The 16,859-nt window shown below is 43.3% G+C and carries 14 protein-coding genes; 6 read left to right on the top strand and 8 right to left on the bottom strand.

Annotated elements, in window-relative coordinates:
* The first annotated feature begins 21 nt into the window (after window positions 1-21).
* Window positions 22-1,476: a MocR-like pyridoxine biosynthesis transcription factor PdxR gene (pdxR, locus tag SWOO_RS17405; protein WP_012325977.1), complete on the top strand. Its 1,455-nt coding sequence runs from the start codon at window positions 22-24 to the stop codon at window positions 1,474-1,476.
* A gap of 72 nt (window positions 1,477-1,548) precedes the next feature.
* Here pdxR and SWOO_RS17410 read toward each other — a convergent pair whose 3' ends face one another.
* From SWOO_RS17410 to SWOO_RS17430, 5 genes are all read right to left on the bottom strand, one after another.
* Window positions 1,549-2,889: a M20 metallopeptidase family protein gene (locus SWOO_RS17410; RefSeq protein WP_012325978.1), complete on the bottom strand. Its 1,341-nt coding sequence runs from the start codon at window positions 2,887-2,889 to the stop codon at window positions 1,549-1,551.
* Window positions 2,890-3,072: 183 nt separating this feature from the next.
* Window positions 3,073-5,547 carry a TonB-dependent receptor gene (locus SWOO_RS17415; RefSeq protein ID WP_012325979.1) on the bottom strand — a complete coding sequence of 825 codons (2,475 nt, stop codon included), beginning with the start codon at window positions 5,545-5,547 and terminating at the stop codon, window positions 3,073-3,075.
* 220 nt (window positions 5,548-5,767) lie between these two features.
* Window positions 5,768-6,301, bottom strand: coding sequence for an outer membrane beta-barrel protein (locus tag SWOO_RS17420; protein WP_012325980.1), 534 nt, complete (start codon window positions 6,299-6,301; stop codon window positions 5,768-5,770).
* A gap of 133 nt (window positions 6,302-6,434) precedes the next feature.
* The gene (locus SWOO_RS17425) at window positions 6,435-6,899 is read right to left on the bottom strand and encodes a hypothetical protein (RefSeq protein WP_012325981.1); all 465 of its coding nucleotides are present in this window, start codon (window positions 6,897-6,899) and stop codon (window positions 6,435-6,437) included.
* Window positions 6,900-6,996: 97 nt separating this feature from the next.
* Window positions 6,997-7,914, bottom strand: a complete 918-nt coding sequence (locus tag SWOO_RS17430) for a choice-of-anchor H family protein (RefSeq protein ID WP_012325982.1) — start codon at window positions 7,912-7,914, stop codon at window positions 6,997-6,999.
* Between the two features lie 293 nt (window positions 7,915-8,207).
* Here SWOO_RS17430 and SWOO_RS17435 point away from each other — a divergent pair, with 293 nt between their 5' ends.
* From SWOO_RS17435 to SWOO_RS17450, 4 genes are all read left to right on the top strand, one after another.
* The gene (locus SWOO_RS17435; RefSeq protein WP_012325983.1) at window positions 8,208-8,543 is read left to right on the top strand and encodes a PepSY domain-containing protein; all 336 of its coding nucleotides are present in this window, start codon (window positions 8,208-8,210) and stop codon (window positions 8,541-8,543) included.
* A gap of 34 nt (window positions 8,544-8,577) precedes the next feature.
* Window positions 8,578-9,270: a response regulator transcription factor gene (locus SWOO_RS17440; protein ID WP_012325984.1), complete on the top strand. Its 693-nt coding sequence runs from the start codon at window positions 8,578-8,580 to the stop codon at window positions 9,268-9,270.
* Window positions 9,271-9,279: 9 nt separating this feature from the next.
* Window positions 9,280-10,680 carry an ATP-binding protein gene (locus tag SWOO_RS17445; RefSeq protein WP_012325985.1) on the top strand — a complete coding sequence of 467 codons (1,401 nt, stop codon included), beginning with the start codon at window positions 9,280-9,282 and terminating at the stop codon, window positions 10,678-10,680.
* An 86-nt stretch (window positions 10,681-10,766) separates the two neighbouring features.
* Complete coding sequence (locus tag SWOO_RS17450; RefSeq protein ID WP_012325986.1) at window positions 10,767-12,233, top strand: DUF3300 domain-containing protein; 1,467 nt, start codon at window positions 10,767-10,769, stop codon at window positions 12,231-12,233.
* A gap of 15 nt (window positions 12,234-12,248) precedes the next feature.
* Here SWOO_RS17450 and SWOO_RS26040 read toward each other — a convergent pair whose 3' ends face one another.
* Both SWOO_RS26040 and SWOO_RS17455 read right to left on the bottom strand, forming a co-directional pair.
* Window positions 12,249-12,587, bottom strand: coding sequence for a GNAT family N-acetyltransferase (locus tag SWOO_RS26040; RefSeq protein WP_324287027.1), 339 nt, complete (start codon window positions 12,585-12,587; stop codon window positions 12,249-12,251).
* 105 nt (window positions 12,588-12,692) lie between these two features.
* On the bottom strand, window positions 12,693-14,774 hold the full coding sequence (locus tag SWOO_RS17455; protein WP_012325987.1) for a winged helix-turn-helix domain-containing protein: 2,082 nt from the start codon (window positions 14,772-14,774) through the stop codon (window positions 12,693-12,695).
* Between the two features lie 143 nt (window positions 14,775-14,917).
* Here SWOO_RS17455 and SWOO_RS17460 point away from each other — a divergent pair, with 143 nt between their 5' ends.
* Window positions 14,918-16,309: an FG-GAP repeat domain-containing protein gene (locus tag SWOO_RS17460; protein ID WP_012325988.1), complete on the top strand. Its 1,392-nt coding sequence runs from the start codon at window positions 14,918-14,920 to the stop codon at window positions 16,307-16,309.
* Between the two features lie 107 nt (window positions 16,310-16,416).
* On the opposite strand, the gene SWOO_RS17465 is transcribed toward SWOO_RS17460, so the two are convergent.
* Window positions 16,417-16,836 (bottom strand): GNAT family N-acetyltransferase, encoded by a 420-nt coding sequence (locus tag SWOO_RS17465; protein ID WP_012325989.1) that lies wholly within the window; start codon window positions 16,834-16,836, stop codon window positions 16,417-16,419.
* Window positions 16,837-16,859 lie beyond the last annotated feature (23 nt).

The following is a 16,859-nucleotide window of genomic DNA, read 5'->3' on the forward strand; positions in this document are numbered from 1 at the left end:
TAAAATATAGCTATACCAGAGATGAAAGCACTGACCCTGACATTAACCCAACCAGCTAAACCAAAGTTTTTACAGATAGCCAGAGCGATAATCTCCGCTATAAAGCAGGGAAAAGTTAACGCTAAAGAGCCACTTCCTTCTGCTCGTCAACTTGCCGCCGAACTGAAAACCAACCGCCATACCATCATGGCAGCTTACCAAGAGTTAATCGCCCAAGGCTGGGTTCAATCAATAGAACGTCAAGGCTATAGGGTTGTTGAATCAATTCCTGTGGAATCCAGCCGTCATGCTAGAAAGAGCTTAAAGTGTGAAAAAAATACATTCATATGGCAGATAAACCCTACAGCTTTTGAACTCGATAACAGCAAGCCAGCTCATGAGTATAGTTACAACTTTGCAGGGGGAAACCCTGATATCTCCGCCTTTCCTTTCCATGAACTTAAGCCTTATATGAGCGAGAGCCTCACTCGGCCGCGCCTTAATCACTTGTCATATGGTAATAACCGAGGAGATGATCAGTTTATCTCTCAGCTTGCCACCTATTTACGCCGAGCCCGCTCAATCACAAATAAGGAGATCATTACCGTTAATGGCTCGCAGGAGGCGTTATATTTGCTTTCTCAGGTGCTGCTAAAACCTGGTTCTAAAGTTGCTGTAGAATCCCTAGGCTACCGGCCTGCATGGAATGCTTTTACTACTGCTGGCGCAGAGCTAGTCGCCATCAAACAGCACTCAAAAGGGATAGATATTGAGCACTTAACCCAGTTAGTGAAGCAGCAAAGCATCTCTCTTATCTATCTAACCCCTCTGCATCAATACCCCACCACAGTGACTCTGCCAATCCATGAAAGGGGAAAAATTTATCAACTCGCCGCGAAATACCAGATCGCCATCGTTGAAGATGATTATGATCATGAGTTTCACTACTCAAGTCAGCCCTTAGCCCCTTTAGCCGCAAACGATCCACAAGGGCTAGTTATCTACCTATCAACATTCTCAAAAATTATGTTCCCTGGCTGCCGTATTGGCTATATGGCCGTCGATAAATCATTAGCGCCAGCACTTATCAACTATCGAAGTGTGATGAATCATAAGCCAAATGTGTTAATGCAAGATGCCATCGGACGTTGGATGAAGGAGGGCTCCTTTGAAAGACATTTGCGGCGCACTACTAAGCAATATCAACAAAGACGCAATAACTTAATCTCCCAATTAGAACAGTACCAAGAACAAGGGCTAGATATTAGCTTCACCATCCCCGCAGGCGGTATGGCTATCTGGTTAGATGTGAAAAAAAATGCCAAAGAGTTAGAGAGATTTGCTCTAGCTCATGATATCTATCTGGTCTCTGAGTCAGGTTTTCACTTAGATAAAGAGAATGATGAAAATCGCTATATTCGTCTTGGTTTTGCGGGAATGAAACCGGAAAAGATGAATCAGGGCTTGGCCATACTGTTCAGTTATTTTAACCAGTGATATCTACTGCTTATCAAAGCCTGCAGTACCCCTTTCAAATAAGAGGTACTGACTTAGCTATTTTGCGTTAACTCACTTCCCATTAAATAGGTCTATGGCACTGCGTGTCATTGCTCGTACGCCAGTGCTAATGGCAAGAGGGTAATCTGGCGCAAATTGGCTCGAATGTAATGAAGGCAGGCTGACTCCGCTATCAAGGCTAGCTTCATATTTTGCAGGCTCTACCGCGCCTAACCAAAACAGAGTAATAGGTACCGCCTCAGCAGTACGGCCATAAAGACCAAAATCTTCACCCGCCATCACAGGATCTGCATCAACGACATTTGCTTTGCCAACCTCTAACTCAATACTCGCCTTCACCTTGGCCGCCAACTCAGGATTGTTATAGGTAGATGGAACTGTCTCATCATTATGAACATACACAAGGGGCATAAGCTCATCTGGCAAACCAGCACTCACAGCGATCCCCTTGGTTAATCGCTCAATTGCCGCTATCTGTTGCAAGCGAACCTCTGGATTGTAAGAGCGCAGAGTCAACTGCAACTTCACCTCATTAGAGATAATATTATGCTTCGAGCCGCCATGGATAGAACCAACGGTCACGACATTAGGCTCAAGTGGGGAAATCTCTCGACTTGGAATTGTTTGCAGTGCTAGTACGGTGCGAGCAGCAAGCACCACAGGATCAATTGTTAAGTGGGGATAAGCACCGTGTCCCCCTTTGCCTTTAATGGTGATATCTACCGAGTCGACATTGGCCAGCGCATAACCTGAAACAACCGCAACCTTACCGGCAGGAATAGAGGCACTGACATGCAGCCCTAGCACCTTGTCAGGTGTGGGGAACTGCTTAAACAACCCCTGTTTGAGCATCGCCTTGGCTCCACCACCGACCTCTTCAGCAGGCTGCGCCACCACCATCAAGGTGCCCTTCCAGTTATTTTTTTGTTTAACTAACTGCTCTGCTGCACCAATCATGCTGGTCATATGGATATCATGACCACAACCATGCATCACGCCAACAGTTTTACCCGCTACATCTGTAGTGGTCACCGTCGATGCATAAGACTTACCCGTCTCTTCAATAATGGGCAATCCATCAGTATCAGCGCGGATCATCACCACAGGGCCTTCACCGTTTTCAAAAATCCCCACTACGCCATAGCCACCATAATTATCAGTTACCTCAAAACCCAGCTTAGATAACTCCTTGGCCATACGCTGACCAGTGGCCTTCTCTTGATAAGAGAGCTCAGGGTTTTGATGCAGATGTAAGTAGAGTTTCTCAAGCTTAGGCATGGCTTGTGCTACTGAGTCGCTCAACTCCAGAGCTTGCACAGAAAAGATGCTCGACAAGCTAGTCGTAACGCCAAGAGTCAATGCCAGTGCAATGGTATTTTTAGTCAGTCTCATCGGGTATCTTCTTATTTTAAATGATGGTTTTATCGATTAAGACTAACCTAGCACAGCAACAATAATTTGTTTATTTTTAAATCACGAAAAATATCTCCGCATTTAAAGAGGGCATAAAAAACGCAGCACTATGGCTGCGTTTCCCCCAGTGATCTCGAGTATGATCACTAACAAGCTCATCACTTACAACTGATAGCTAAAGGTCAGCTTGGCATTACGCTCTTCACCTGGCATACCACCGAGAAACATCGCTTTATTGTAGTAACTTTCATTGAGCAAGTTATTGACGTTAAGCTGCAGCTTCCAGCTATCGGCCTGATAACTTACCGCTGTATCCATCACCGTATAACTAGGCACATAACCATCAGGAATACCGAATGAACTTGATTTCGTACTGCGCTCATCGACATACTTGGCACCTAAGCTGATATTTAAAGGGCTTGCCAACGAAAACCACTCTGCACCATAGGTCACCCAAGCACTGGCAGTCACATAGGGAACCCCCTTTTGACGAGTATCAAAGCTGCTTCTAGTTGGATCTTTTTTGTCTCTGGCATCTTGATACACACCATTTAGATTCACCGACCATTGATCATTAAGGTGGGCATTCATATCCAACTCGACGCCTGAAGTATCCTCACTGCCATCATTGAAATACTGGGACACACTTGGTCCTGAGACCCCATCCTCATAGTCTGGATTTGTATACCTCAAATTGGTTCGTGAACTTTTAAAGAACACCAAAGAGGTCAACATCTGATCATCAAAAGCCTTATAACGCACACCCAGATCATCACTTACAGATTCAGAGTCAGGCCTGTCACTTTCACCTCCTGTAACACTGCCAAGAATACTGTAAGCCGTGCGCCCTTTAGAGTGGTTAACAAAAAAGGAGAGATTATCAGTGGGCATATAGGTCACACCTAAGTTATAGGTGATGCCATTATCGGTGGTATCTTGCTCAGGAGTAGGCTCAGCTGCGCTAGCGCGATAACGAGCATCAACACCTAAATGCTCATAGCTTTGTTTAATTTCATTAAATGCCACACCAACACGAGTGGTGAAGCCATACCCAAAGTAGCCCACATGTTGCAAGCCGACACCCCAAGCGTTGACCGTCTTGTTATAGTTACTGGTAAGCAGAGGGTCGTAATCTTCAAAGTTACCAGTTCCCCAATTAGGGTTACGAATATCGTAGATGTAGGGATGAATTCCTTGGTAGATAACATCACCCGCTTTGTTCTTAATTACCTTATCGGCATCATAGATAGAGTGTTGCTTAAAACGAATACTGCGGTCTTCAAAGTTAGCATTAACCAGCAACTCATTTTCAATTCCGCCAAGCTCAAAATCATACCTTAGATCGGCGAAATACTGCCAAGAGGTCTCATCGGCTTCAACTTTACGGTACTCCTGACGACGCGCAGCAAAGGGATGCAGAACCCCATTTTCAACCAGTGGTGCACGAGGATCAGCATTAATGCTGCCTCTTCGATCCCAATACACATAGTTGTAAGCACCCGTCTGACGGGCAAACCCTGAGGTGTAGTCCCGATACTGTAACTGCTGATTTAAAAACAGATTATCGTTAAAGTAGATATTATGAGTCAGCTTAAACCTAAGCTCCTCCCCCTCATTATCTTTGGCGATAGGAGAAATAATACCCGCCTTACCAAACGCATAAGGGGTTAAACCATCACCAGCAGCAAGGGAGCTTGCTAACTCTTGACGTTGTGTGTCAGTCAGCACAATCCCCTTACCATTAGGATCGTTTATTAAATCCTCCCAGCCAACTTGGTCAGCCGACTTACCATCTACCGAAGCGGCATTATAGATACGTATCGGATGACCGATGGAATCCACCGCGATAGCATCTTTAATATAGGAGGCCGACAACATCAGATCCTGAGAGTCATCAATCACATACTTAAGTGAGGTATAGACCTCATCCCTGTCTGTGCCTATATCTCTATATCCATCGCTGCGGGCAGTTTTAGCGACAACTCGGTAAGCCAAGTTATCGGTTAAGCCGCCAGTACTGTCAATTGACAGAGCGTAAGTATCCCACTGACCTAGCTCAACACCAATCTCATTTTGAGATTCAAATTCTGGTTTTTTCTCGATAAGGTTAATCACGCCACCAGCGCTTCCCATACCGTATAACCCTGTTGCAGGGCCCTTTAGCACCTCAATAGACTCAACATTGGTTAACGAACGAGTGGGATTAAAGGTGTTACCTAAACCTGCACCACCATACATGCCATCAAACGTGTAGTTAGCCCCCAAACCACGGATAACTAAGTTATCGCCAATGCCATAGTTATTACCAGCTTGAGTAACCCCGCTGATATTACGCACCAGATCCTGCAAACTATCAGCGCCTTGCGCCTTAATGAGCTCCTCATCGACGATAACCACCGCAGCAGGAGTCTCCATTAAAGACATATCTGATTTAGTCGCTAGGCCTGAATTCATAACCACTTGATTCTGTCTTCCATAGACAGTTATATGTTCTACATCCTTGTTTTTCAGCTCTTTAGCTTGAGATCCAGAAGGTTCAGAGTGCTTGTTTTCAGCCATATCAGCAGCAAAAAGACTCCCTGATAAAAAGCTGGATGCGCATGCGACAGCAAGTAGTGAAAAACGAAATTGTTGCATTAGTTAATATCCCCCATAAGTATTACGGCGAGATGATAACGATTATCATTAACATTGCAATAGCTGTTTCACTGACTTATACAAAGTTGAGCAATTTGTATTAATTTTTATGATGTTATAGAAACAACTTACAAAGTAAATATTGGGCAAAAAGTATCAGATACAAAAAAGGCGTATAAACGCCTTTTATACCAATCAGTATTAGAAGAAGGAAATATAATTAGAATTGGTAATTAATACCCAGATAGAGATTGGCAAGTTCAGAGTCAATAATGTCATCGGACGTATCATGCTCAAGATCGGTTAATATCACCTCATAACCAAGACGTACATTCACATTGTCGGTTATGGCCATATTAAAGCCTGCCCCCCAAATCCAGCCAGTCGCAGAGTAATCATCGATGCCTGCCGACACATCAGTACTTGCAACCCCTATTTTAATAAACATGGAATAAGTTGGACTAAAAAAGTGGTTCAATTTTGCCGCCAGCGTGACAGCTCTCGCCTTAACATCTCCCTCATCGGCTAAGTTGGCCGTGGTAAAGAATGTACTCTCAATGGCTAAATCTTTGCCAAAACTATAACCAGCATACCCACCGTAACTGGCAGCAGACTCATTAAACTCATTGGCTTCGAGTTCACCATAACCACCCATTGCGCCAATATAGTAACCTTGAATATCCGGAGCCGCTGTTGCTGATGTCGCTAGAAATAGCGTCAATAGCGCACTTCCCGTCATAAGTATTTTTTTCATCTCCTCCCCCTGTAACTCTTCCTATATCTTATTATTACTATTCAATTATCTACTAAAACTTAGCCTACCAGAAAAGAGGACGATAACAACTGCGTAACAAGTATATATTTTTATTGGGGCTGTTTTGGCATGGTTAGCGTGGCAGGAGTGATGGGTATTGTCGGCAGAAACTAACCAAGTTTTCGGTTAAACGAGCATAAAGATCTTCCTCAATATAAGGCAGCTCTTCATTATAAACTCTACTGTCTAACTCTGTGGGCAGGATAAAATGTCCGAGACGGTGCAGGTCACTCTCTATCTGGCTCTTGGTGTTCTCATCAAAAAAAGCCGACATGGGTGAGGTGTCACCTAGATAGGTCTCTTTTAGGTAGGCTAAAATATCATCAAAACTCTTATTCCAGTTTAAATTCGAATTGTTTTGCGCTTCCCAGGCTAACAACTCGATACAGCGCATCACCTCTCCCTGCGCACTGGCAGCCCTACCACTTTTAGGTACTAAATTTTCCCAGATCCACAGCGCTGTATCCTGAGTGTTACCAATAATTGTAACTTGTTCTACTTCGCGCATATTGTCGACAGTCATAATCAAAAAGGTCATTAACTAAAATCGTTAAGTATATTACCTTCAAATAAGCATAAACCAAAGCCGACAGAGGTCGGCTTTGGAAGATAGGCTTAGACAGAGATTATTAGGGTTAACGCTTAGTCGATAAGCCTCTTAATCTAGCTAACAAAGCTAAGCCAAGTAGTACGATAAAAGAGAGCGAGCCACCACCATGGCCTTCACTACTGCTATTGCCATTATCAATATAATCTCTATCGCTACTCTCAAGCGGCAATGCATAAAGGCTGTCGAAATCATCAGAGCTTACCGTCGCGACTATGTCTGTATAGCCCACTTCATAGAGATCAATTAACACATCATAATAATCAGCCGAGTAACCTGAATTAAGGGTTGTTAATACTTCAAAATCATCCTCAGTCGAATCCCCGACAATAGTGAAAATATCTGTGGTGTAATAGTGCTCCCAAGGCCCGCCGTTGCGGCTCAAATACATCTCGGCGTAAACCTCGGCATGCTCATTTTGATAGGCACCATATACATCGGCATCGAAGGTGACACTGAAGGTTTGGTAGAAACCGTCATAGTCATTATCTTCAAACAAACGGCTGCTGGCATCATAGATGGCAAACTCGTTATAGATAGGGTTAGCAAATGCCGCAGGCACATTAGCTTGTGAGTCTCCTTTTACCTTTTTTAGCTGGTATTTTACTGGAATTAGCCCTTTTTTATGGGCGCTGATCATCTCTTGTCGAGTTTTAGGTTTAATCCCAGTTGACTGATTATTTTCAGCATTGAAACGCAACTGGTTTAACTGAGTTTGATCAAGCTCCGCCAGTGAACCGATACGCCCCGAATTCACAGTGGTTAACTCAGCACTGCTTAACTCTCGACCAATAGAGCTATTTACCTTATCGACACTAAATCCATCAGCATCACGCTCTGTGGCACTCACCTGTCCTGCAGCCATGGTTAACCCCACCACTAGGCTTAAGGATTGCAATGTCTTACCCATCTGTGTTGTCAAAATTGCTTGTGTTTCCGGTTTCATATCTTAAGCCTCATCTAATCTTGGTTGTTGAGGTCATTAGAGACGATTTAATGTGAACAGAAGCTGAACGTTGAAAATTAAGCAATTTATCCAGCTTGCCTCACTAAGCGCATTCAGCCTATGTTCATCTCAACCAGATAAGCTTAAGGAGGTCATGCTTGTACTACATTTAATAAACAAGTACTTAGAAACAAATTAGAGAGTTTCTTAATCGTGTGGGATCTTTTACACTAAGACATCGGCTAGTTGTATTGGCTAGCACAAGTTAACTCTCCTATAGGCGGGCACACTGAATGAAGTTAGGCTCTATTTTGATACTCACAGCAACATTAACCACAGCTTCTCTGGCACCGCAAACTGGGCAGGCGAAGAGTGCGTATCAAGTAATGACGACAAGCGCCATGACCATGGCGGGTCAATCGTCTAGGCAGGCTAAGGGCCAACTTAGAGTAAAAAGCACAGATCAAGCTATCCAATTGGTGAAACGTCAATATCGAGGCAAGGTACTTAAGGCTCAATCCAGTCGAGTCAATGGTAATCCGGGCTATCGGATAAAGATGTTATCAAACCAAGGGGTGGTTTTTTATGTTTCTGTGGATGCCAAAACTGGCAGTGTTCGTCGAAATTAATGTTCATAGTCATTAACTTAGGGAGGAGACACAGATGAGAATACTGCTAGTCGAAGATGATATTGAGCTACAAACTAACCTGAAGCAACACCTACTTGACGCTAACTATACCGTCGATGTGGCCAGTGACGGTGAAATAGGCCTCTTCCAAGGGTGTGAATATCGCTATGACGCTGGGATCATTGATGTGGGCCTGCCAAAGATGGATGGTATCGCACTTATCACCACACTCAGAGAGAAGGAGATCGATTTTCCCATTCTTATCTTAACCGCTCGTGACAGTTGGCAAGATAAAGTAGAGGGACTCGATGCGGGCGCCGATGATTACCTAACTAAACCATTTCAACCCGAAGAGTTAGTCGCCAGACTCAAGGCGCTGATCCGCCGCTCGGCGGGCAAAGCAAGCCCCTTGATACACAACGGCCCTTTTAGTATCAACACTAGCAGTTTAGAGGTAAAAAAGGGCGAGCGCCTTATCACCTTAAGTGGTTCTGAATATAAATTATTTGAGTACTTTATGCTCCATCCTGGTGAAGTAAAATCCAAGACGGTACTCACCGAACATATCTATGATCAGGACTTTGACCTCGACTCCAATGTCATCGAGGTCTTTATCAGGCGGTTACGTAAAAAGCTCGATCCTGATAATCAATATGGGCTTATTGAAACGCTACGTGGCCAAGGCTACCGCCTCGCTACACTGACCACTGACAAAGCCTCAAAATAACGAGTTAACATGAAAAGCCTGCCGGCAATGACTCCGGGCAAACCTTCCCCCCTTAACTCTCTGAAGGCTAGGCTTATCGTCAGTGCCCTCTTGCTGATCCTCATCCTGATGCCCTTAATAGGCTTCACTCTTAACGATGCCTTTAAACAACAGGTCAAAACAGCAGCCAAGAGTGAATTAAGCGCCTATATCTACTCAGTGTTAGCGGTTACTGAGGTTGAAAACAACCAACTGCAGATGCCAGAGCTTTTATTAGAAAATCAATTTAATGTGATTCAGTCTGGCCTCTACGCCTTAATCTCTACTCCCGAGGGAGATAAAACTAGCAGCAATAAAGTCACTAAAGAATGGAAACAAGTTTGGCACTCGGACTCCTTCTTAGGAATAGATGAGCCAGCAAACCTTCCTCAACCGGCGATAGGTCAACGTGAATTTGCCCAGATAACCCTAGCGGGGAAAGCTCATATTATCTACAGCCTCAGTGTCAGCTTCGAGCAGGAGGGGGGAAGCTTTCCTATCACACTGCATATCATTAAAGATCAAGCCGATTTTCAACTGCAAATCGATAAATTTAACCAGACACTATGGAGCTGGCTACTTCTTCTCATGGTGCTGCTTGCACTAGCACAGCTCGCTTGGCTCCTATGGACACTAAAGCCTTTGGCCAAGTTTAAGCAGGAGCTGCAAGATGTCGAAAATGGTAAAACCATGCAGCTCAGCACAGATTACCCTAATGAGTTACAAGCAGTGGCCTATCAGCTTAATACCTTGCTTATTACCGAACAAAATCAGCGCAAGCGTTATCGCAACGCCCTATCGGATCTTGCCCACAGTTTGAAAACTCCTCTAGCGGTGATCCAGAGTCAAAAAGGGCTGGACAGTACATCTGTCGAGCAGGTCTCAAATATTAATCGCATCATAGGGCACCAGCTCAAACGCGCTCAATCTGCCGCTGGCTCATCTTGGCATCTAGGCGTCAAACTTGCGCCCATCTGCGATAAACTCATCCGCACATTGGGTAAGATCTATCGCGAGCCAGAGCTAAAACTCAACAGCAATGTCGACAAGGATGCGATCTTCAGAGGCGATGAAGCCGACCTCACAGAGGTGTTAGGCAACCTGCTAGATAACGCCTGCAAAGCCGCAAAAGAGCAGGTCATGTTAGATATCTCCCTCTCACATCAGGAGTTAAGCATCAGCATAGAGGATGACGGCCCTGGCGTGAGTGAAGAGCTGCAGAGTAAAATCTTTGAAAGAGGAACTCGCGCAGACTCCTACGAACAGGGACACGGGATCGGCTTAGCTATCGTTCGAGATCTACTCGACAGCTATAACGGCAAGCTTGTTATTTCCCGTTCAAAAACATTAGGGGGAGCTAGGTTCTGTATAACCTTTAACCAAAAAAGCTAACTTTCTCCCCTATTTTACCCTTCAGCTTATGTTCATCTTCAGCTCTTTATAATGACTTTAACGTCACAAATGGAACTGGAGAGCCTATGAATACGCTCAAATCAAGACTACAGAGTTCAAGATTTACCACGTTTATCAGCTACCTGATTTTACTCATTGCCAGTTCAATCCCAGTAGCCAATGCACAAGCAGTTGAGGAGCAAGTTCAGTTCAGTGAAGCTGAACTGGAGCAGATGTTAGCACCTATCGCCCTCTACCCAGACAGCTTGTTGACCCATATTTTAATTGCAGCAACCTACCCATTAGAGCTAGTTCAGGCTAATCGGCTAGTGAATAAAAATAAACTTCTGCCCACAGCACAGTTGATGGAGAAAGCCCAAAAGAAAGATTGGGATCCAAGCGTCACCGCCCTGCTTGCCTTTCCTAATGTGTTAGAGAAGCTAAGTAGTGACTTGAGCTGGACACAAGATCTTGGCGACGCCTTCTTACAAGATGAAGCCCAGATGCTTGCTAGCATCCAATCATTGAGAGCTCAAGCTGACGAAGCTAATAGCTTGGCAAACATGGAGAATATGTCGGTCACTCGAGTCAATAAACAGATAGTGATTGAGCCTGTACAAAAGGAGATTGTTTATGTGCCCTATTATGATCCGCGTACCGTTTATGGACATTGGCGCTGGTATAACTATCCACCAGTATATTGGGCTCCTTATCCCTATTATGTAGGTCGCCCCCATGATCACTTTTACTGGAACAGTGGCGTGCATATCAGCTTTAATTTCTTTTTCAGTGCATTCCATTGGAGTAACCACAGAGTCGTAGTGATCGATCACCGTCATTCACGCCATTACAGACATAGAGGTCGTATCGTCACCAGTCATGGTTCGCAAAAATGGCACCATAAGCCTCACCACAGACGAGGGGTCGCTTATCGCAGTACTCATGTGAAACAGCGCTATAACAGCCATAGACCTAGTATCGCTCACAGCAAGCAGCTACGTCATGCTGAGCGCAACTCACTGGCACACAATAGAAAACACAAGAGTCGTCATGACAAGACACTTAAACATTACAACAAACAAGTTAAGCAACACAGAGAACAGAGATTTACTAGTAAGTTACATAATAGCCATAAGCCGGTTAAGAGCCATAGGCCAATTAAGAGCCATCAGCCAGTTAAGAGTCCTCAACGAATTAAGAGCCATCAACCAGTTAGAAACCATAAACCTAGTCATTACGACAGAAAAGAGAGGCACGACACCGCCAGTACCCATAACAGAGTAAAGTCTCAGTTAAAATCAAGGGAGCGCACACAAAGAGAGGTGAAGAAAAGCCAAACTCAAAGGAGTATTCATCAACCTAGAAATCAGCAAGCTCAACGCAGTATGGATAAGCAACAAAGACAGAGCACGCAGCGGATGAGGACTCAACAACCTAAGCAGGCTAGGCAATCTACCCAGCGAGCTCAGAAAAGCACTCAACAAAGAGCCCACCGAAGTGCTCAGCAAAGGTCACAACATAAAGGACAGAAACAAAACAGAAGCAGGGATTAACACCGTCCCTATTAGTTAACTGGGAGGCTTAATTGCTAAGCTACTAAAACTAAGCCTTTCTCGACGCCCTTTTAAAGCCCACTGATCCATATAAAAAGTGGGCTTTTTTAAGTGCTCACCCGACAGTAACATCACTTTACAGCAGTTTTCTTCCCAAGCCATGGATATTGCAAACTCCAATACTTGCCTACTTAATCCCTGTCTGCGGAATTTTTCAGAGGTGATAAAACGCTCAATAATTGCAAATGGCCTTGCTCCATTAGCAATGCTTAGATTGAGATTTAATGAACAGGTTGACGCAAGCTCACCATCAATATCGGCAACAATGATAAAGGTAAGTGGATCGTCAATAATCTCCGACCACCTCTCTTAGCAAAATGGATCTCTAAATCTGAGTCTAAGGGCCTAAGCTACCTGCAGAGTTTAAGCACACCAGCTAAATCATTGAACCTTGCAGATCTAATCATACTCACTCTCTAACAAAATGATTTTAGATTCATCCTCTATACGACGATCAAAAATAACAAAGGGCTTATCTTTACCACCAATTTGAGTGACCACACTGCCTTTAGGCAATTGAGCATATAAAGATACTTCAGAAGAGCTCAACTCATATCGCATAACTCTTGGTCCTTCATCAACCAAAACAACATAATAAAGCCACTGTTCTGTAAGCATTAGGCCTCGAGGAATTGATGCTACATTCAAAGACAAGAGATCGACAATACGCTTAGTTTCAGACAACGAATTTGTCCGCATCAACTGTCCATTAGACATATCAACGTAAATAAGTCCATTTCCATCTGTGGGCTCTTTGACAAATCCACCAGCATTGACAGCAAGTTTTGTTAATTTCCCATTGGATAAATCGATCATTGCAAGCGTGTACTGTTTTTGTTCTAACACACTGACATAGAGGGTCTCAGAACGATTAGACCATTCGAGCAGATGAGTGTTCACTGGTACTTGATAGCTCATAAGAAGTTGCTGAGACTCGATATCCAAGATAGTTAATTCACTAAAAGCACTTTTCTTATTTAAAAACGCTAACTGTTTGCTATCTTGCGACAATAATGGCTGACCTAAGCTATTGGCCTTTAACCTTGTCATCTGCTGAGATTCATTGGCTTTATGCTGAGATTCATTGGCTTTATGCAGCCAAATTTCAAATGAACCGGAGCGATTTGATACTGAAAAAAATGTCTTTGTCTCTGGGGAGTAAATAGCATTAATATCAATAGCATCACTATTTAACATTTGCGGATAATCAGTCAATCCATACTGCTCTACATTAATATTACGATGCCAGTTCTTATAGACTAAATTAAATGTACCGTTATTTGCAGATGAAAGTTGAGATTGATACTCACTGGAGTGGTTATCGATAACCTTTTCTAACTCCTTACTACCGAGAGACATTGACCATATCGCAAACCTCCCATCTAGTTTACCTGAGATCCAAAGCTGATTATCACTCATAGGTTCAACACTCAGTATCGAGTGGAAATCACTATTGAGTTGCTCTGCCACTCCATCTGCCAAATGGTACTGGTTCAAAACCGTGTAACTATTTGATGTCGAAGTAACAAAAAAAACACTGCGGCCATCTAAACTGTATTTTGGCATTCTGTGCATGCCATCAGATAACTCCATATATAAAGGCTCTGGTTTATCGAAATAAAGTAAAGCTAACCTCTGATTTTCTCCCTCAATGACATCTAAAACAGCCTCTTGCTCCAAGGGGGAGATATCAAATGAAGTGATCTCCTCACCTCTAGAAAACAAAACCTGTTTTTCCCTACTCTCTATATTGTCCTGAATAAGCTGACAATCTCGCTTGATACACTTTATATAGTAAATATACTTACCACTTGCCCCCCATAGCGGAAAACGGTAAATAGCATCTTGCTCAGTTAACGCAACTTTTTTATTAGTCTGCAGATCCATCAAAAAAATCTGATTAAACCTATTTTCAGGAAAGGACTGAATAAACAAAACACTCTTTTGGGAAGGACTTAAAGCAGGCATTTCAACTTGGCTATCTGAGTGAGTTAACAACGTTGACCGAAACTGATGAACCTGTCTATCAGAGTCATACCTTGTTAGGAAAAAGCCCACTACAACTACAATCAAGATTACCGCAACTGAGAGTGTCACAAACAGAGGCCATTTAAAAAACGATTTAGATTCATAGCTCTCAGCCAAGCAATCAACACTTCCTTCAGCAACTGACTTTTGCTCAAGAGGATAGATGAAGCAATACCCTTTGCGGGCAATGGTTTCAATGAATTGAGGAGACTGAGCCGAATCATTAAGAATTTTTCGTAACTCAAAGATAGCTCGAGTAATCACATCGAGCCCAACCACAGTATCAGGCCACAGAGATTGGGCAATAAATTCGCGACTCACAACTTGACCTTGATGTCGCAGCAAAAAACATAAAACTTGCATAATCTTGGGCTCTATTTTTATCGATTGCCCATCTATTTCAAGCTTATTGTGCGCAGGAAATACTAAACAGTTTGCAAATTGAAATGTCATAACGCAAGCCAAGCCTTATTTAATACCATGTTTTTATTAGACAAATTAAACCATTATCTCCCCATAATTGTTAAATCATTGTACGTTAACTGGATTTAACTTACAAAACTCTCTACACACAACACCTTACAAATGGAATTTTTATGGGAATCGATAAAATACTACTTACCTCCTCAATTGTCACTTTAGCTACCCTGTTTGGGCCTCAAGCTAAAGCTGACATTATTACCCTAAATATTGAGGGAGAAGGAAGTGTAAGTGCCGCAGAAGCCAGTATTACCTGTAACGAGAGCTGTGTTATTGAAAACGATCTGGCAAAGAATACATTAATCGCCAGCCCTACTGAAAACTGGCAGTTCACTGGATGGACTGGTCAGCAGTGTGATTCAGGTAATGAGGTATTTATTAACGAGCAATCATCTAGGCTAAGTGCCGTATCAGGAGGCGCTAAAACATTAAGGAGCGCTGATATCAATGGTGATGGCGCAGAGGATCTCGCCGCCATTAGTCTATTTGACGGAACAGTCATTACATTAATAAACGATGGTTCAGGAGCATTTACAAAAAAAACTGTCGAAGAAGGCTTAAGTTACCCATCCTCACTGGATTTTTATGATTGGGACAGTGATGGTGACGATGATCTGATTGTTTCAGTATACGGTCAATCTAAGCTTAAACTGTATAGCAATGATGGCAATGGTGATTTCAGCTTTAACCGTGACCTCTTACTAGAAGGTACGAAGCCCTACGCAATTGCTATCACTGACCTCAATAATGACCAACAAGCAGATTTAATTGTTTCATCATTTTCAGCCGATATCTCAGGCGATCTATTTCAATTAGTGACAAGTATTAAATCCCCTAAAACCTCGTTATTTACACTCCAAGATGGGGAGTTTGTACTTGAAAAAACACTCTCAGAGAATGCTGCTATCACCTTAGATGTCAGCAAAAGTGTCGATTCAAATGAGTTCTTAGTTATCGCAGCTGAGATTGTCACAGGAGAAACCGTTCTGTATAAAACAGATGAATCCTCCACGACTAGAACCGTAGTCGATACCCGCCCCGCAAGTTATGGCGCAGCTTTTGGTGATATTGATAACAACGGTACAGTTGACATATTGGCAGCCTACTACCGCCCTTCAGTGCTTGGGCTCTACTATAACAAGGGGGATAATACCTTTACAGATATGCAAGCTATAACAAAACCAAGTGAAGGGGTTACCGCGACAGTGATTGCAGACTTAAACAGTGATGGCTATCAAGATGTCGCAACAGGTGAGTTTAATAATCAAAGGTTTTATTACTTTGCAACTAACAGCTACAAAGACTGCATAGTAAAACAAGGAAGCGATATCTCTCTTACTGCTCAATTTGCTCAAACCTCAAACCCAACACCACCGAGTACGCCAGCCCCCGAGGAAGATAGCTCTTCAGGTGGTGGAGCTTTATCTTGGTATTCACTGCTGTGTGCACTCATTGTCGCATTAGGGTTAACTCACTCTAGACAGTCAAGAGTACAAAGAAAGAGCTAATGCATTAAAGGACTAACAGAGCCTATTAATCACCCAGCCTCTGTCTATGTACAATATAGACAGAGGTTGAGTTTCTACTTAGTTTTTAGCTGGCCACTAGTACTAGATTACTTGCTTAAAATTTTCATCAGAAAATAGCGCCCAGGGCTGCCAGGGAACTCAGGGATCTCTCCAACGATCTTAAAACCTAGTTTCTGATAAAAGAGTGGCGCTTGAGTTGACAGAGTATCCACTTGGGACACCTTACACCCTCGCCCAATGGCTTGGACTTCAGCAGACTCCATCAGCTTTCGGCCCAGCCCTGTACCTCGATACCTCTTATCAACCCACACCACCTCAATTAAAAAATTACCGTAAATGCTACGCCCTGATACGCCGCCGATTAACTCGCCATTATCATCATGAGCGACAACAGTCAGTGGTTGAGTGGCTTCATCCCCTATCTGATCATGGAGATGTTGCCGTACTCCCTCGACCATTGTATTCACCAAATCAGGAACCTCTTCATTAATCACTTGAAACTTCATTTTATGTTCCTTGGCTAACGCAA

The sequence above is a fragment of the Shewanella woodyi ATCC 51908 genome, from assembly GCF_000019525.1.
GTDB classification, from domain to species: domain Bacteria; phylum Pseudomonadota; class Gammaproteobacteria; order Enterobacterales; family Shewanellaceae; genus Shewanella; species Shewanella woodyi.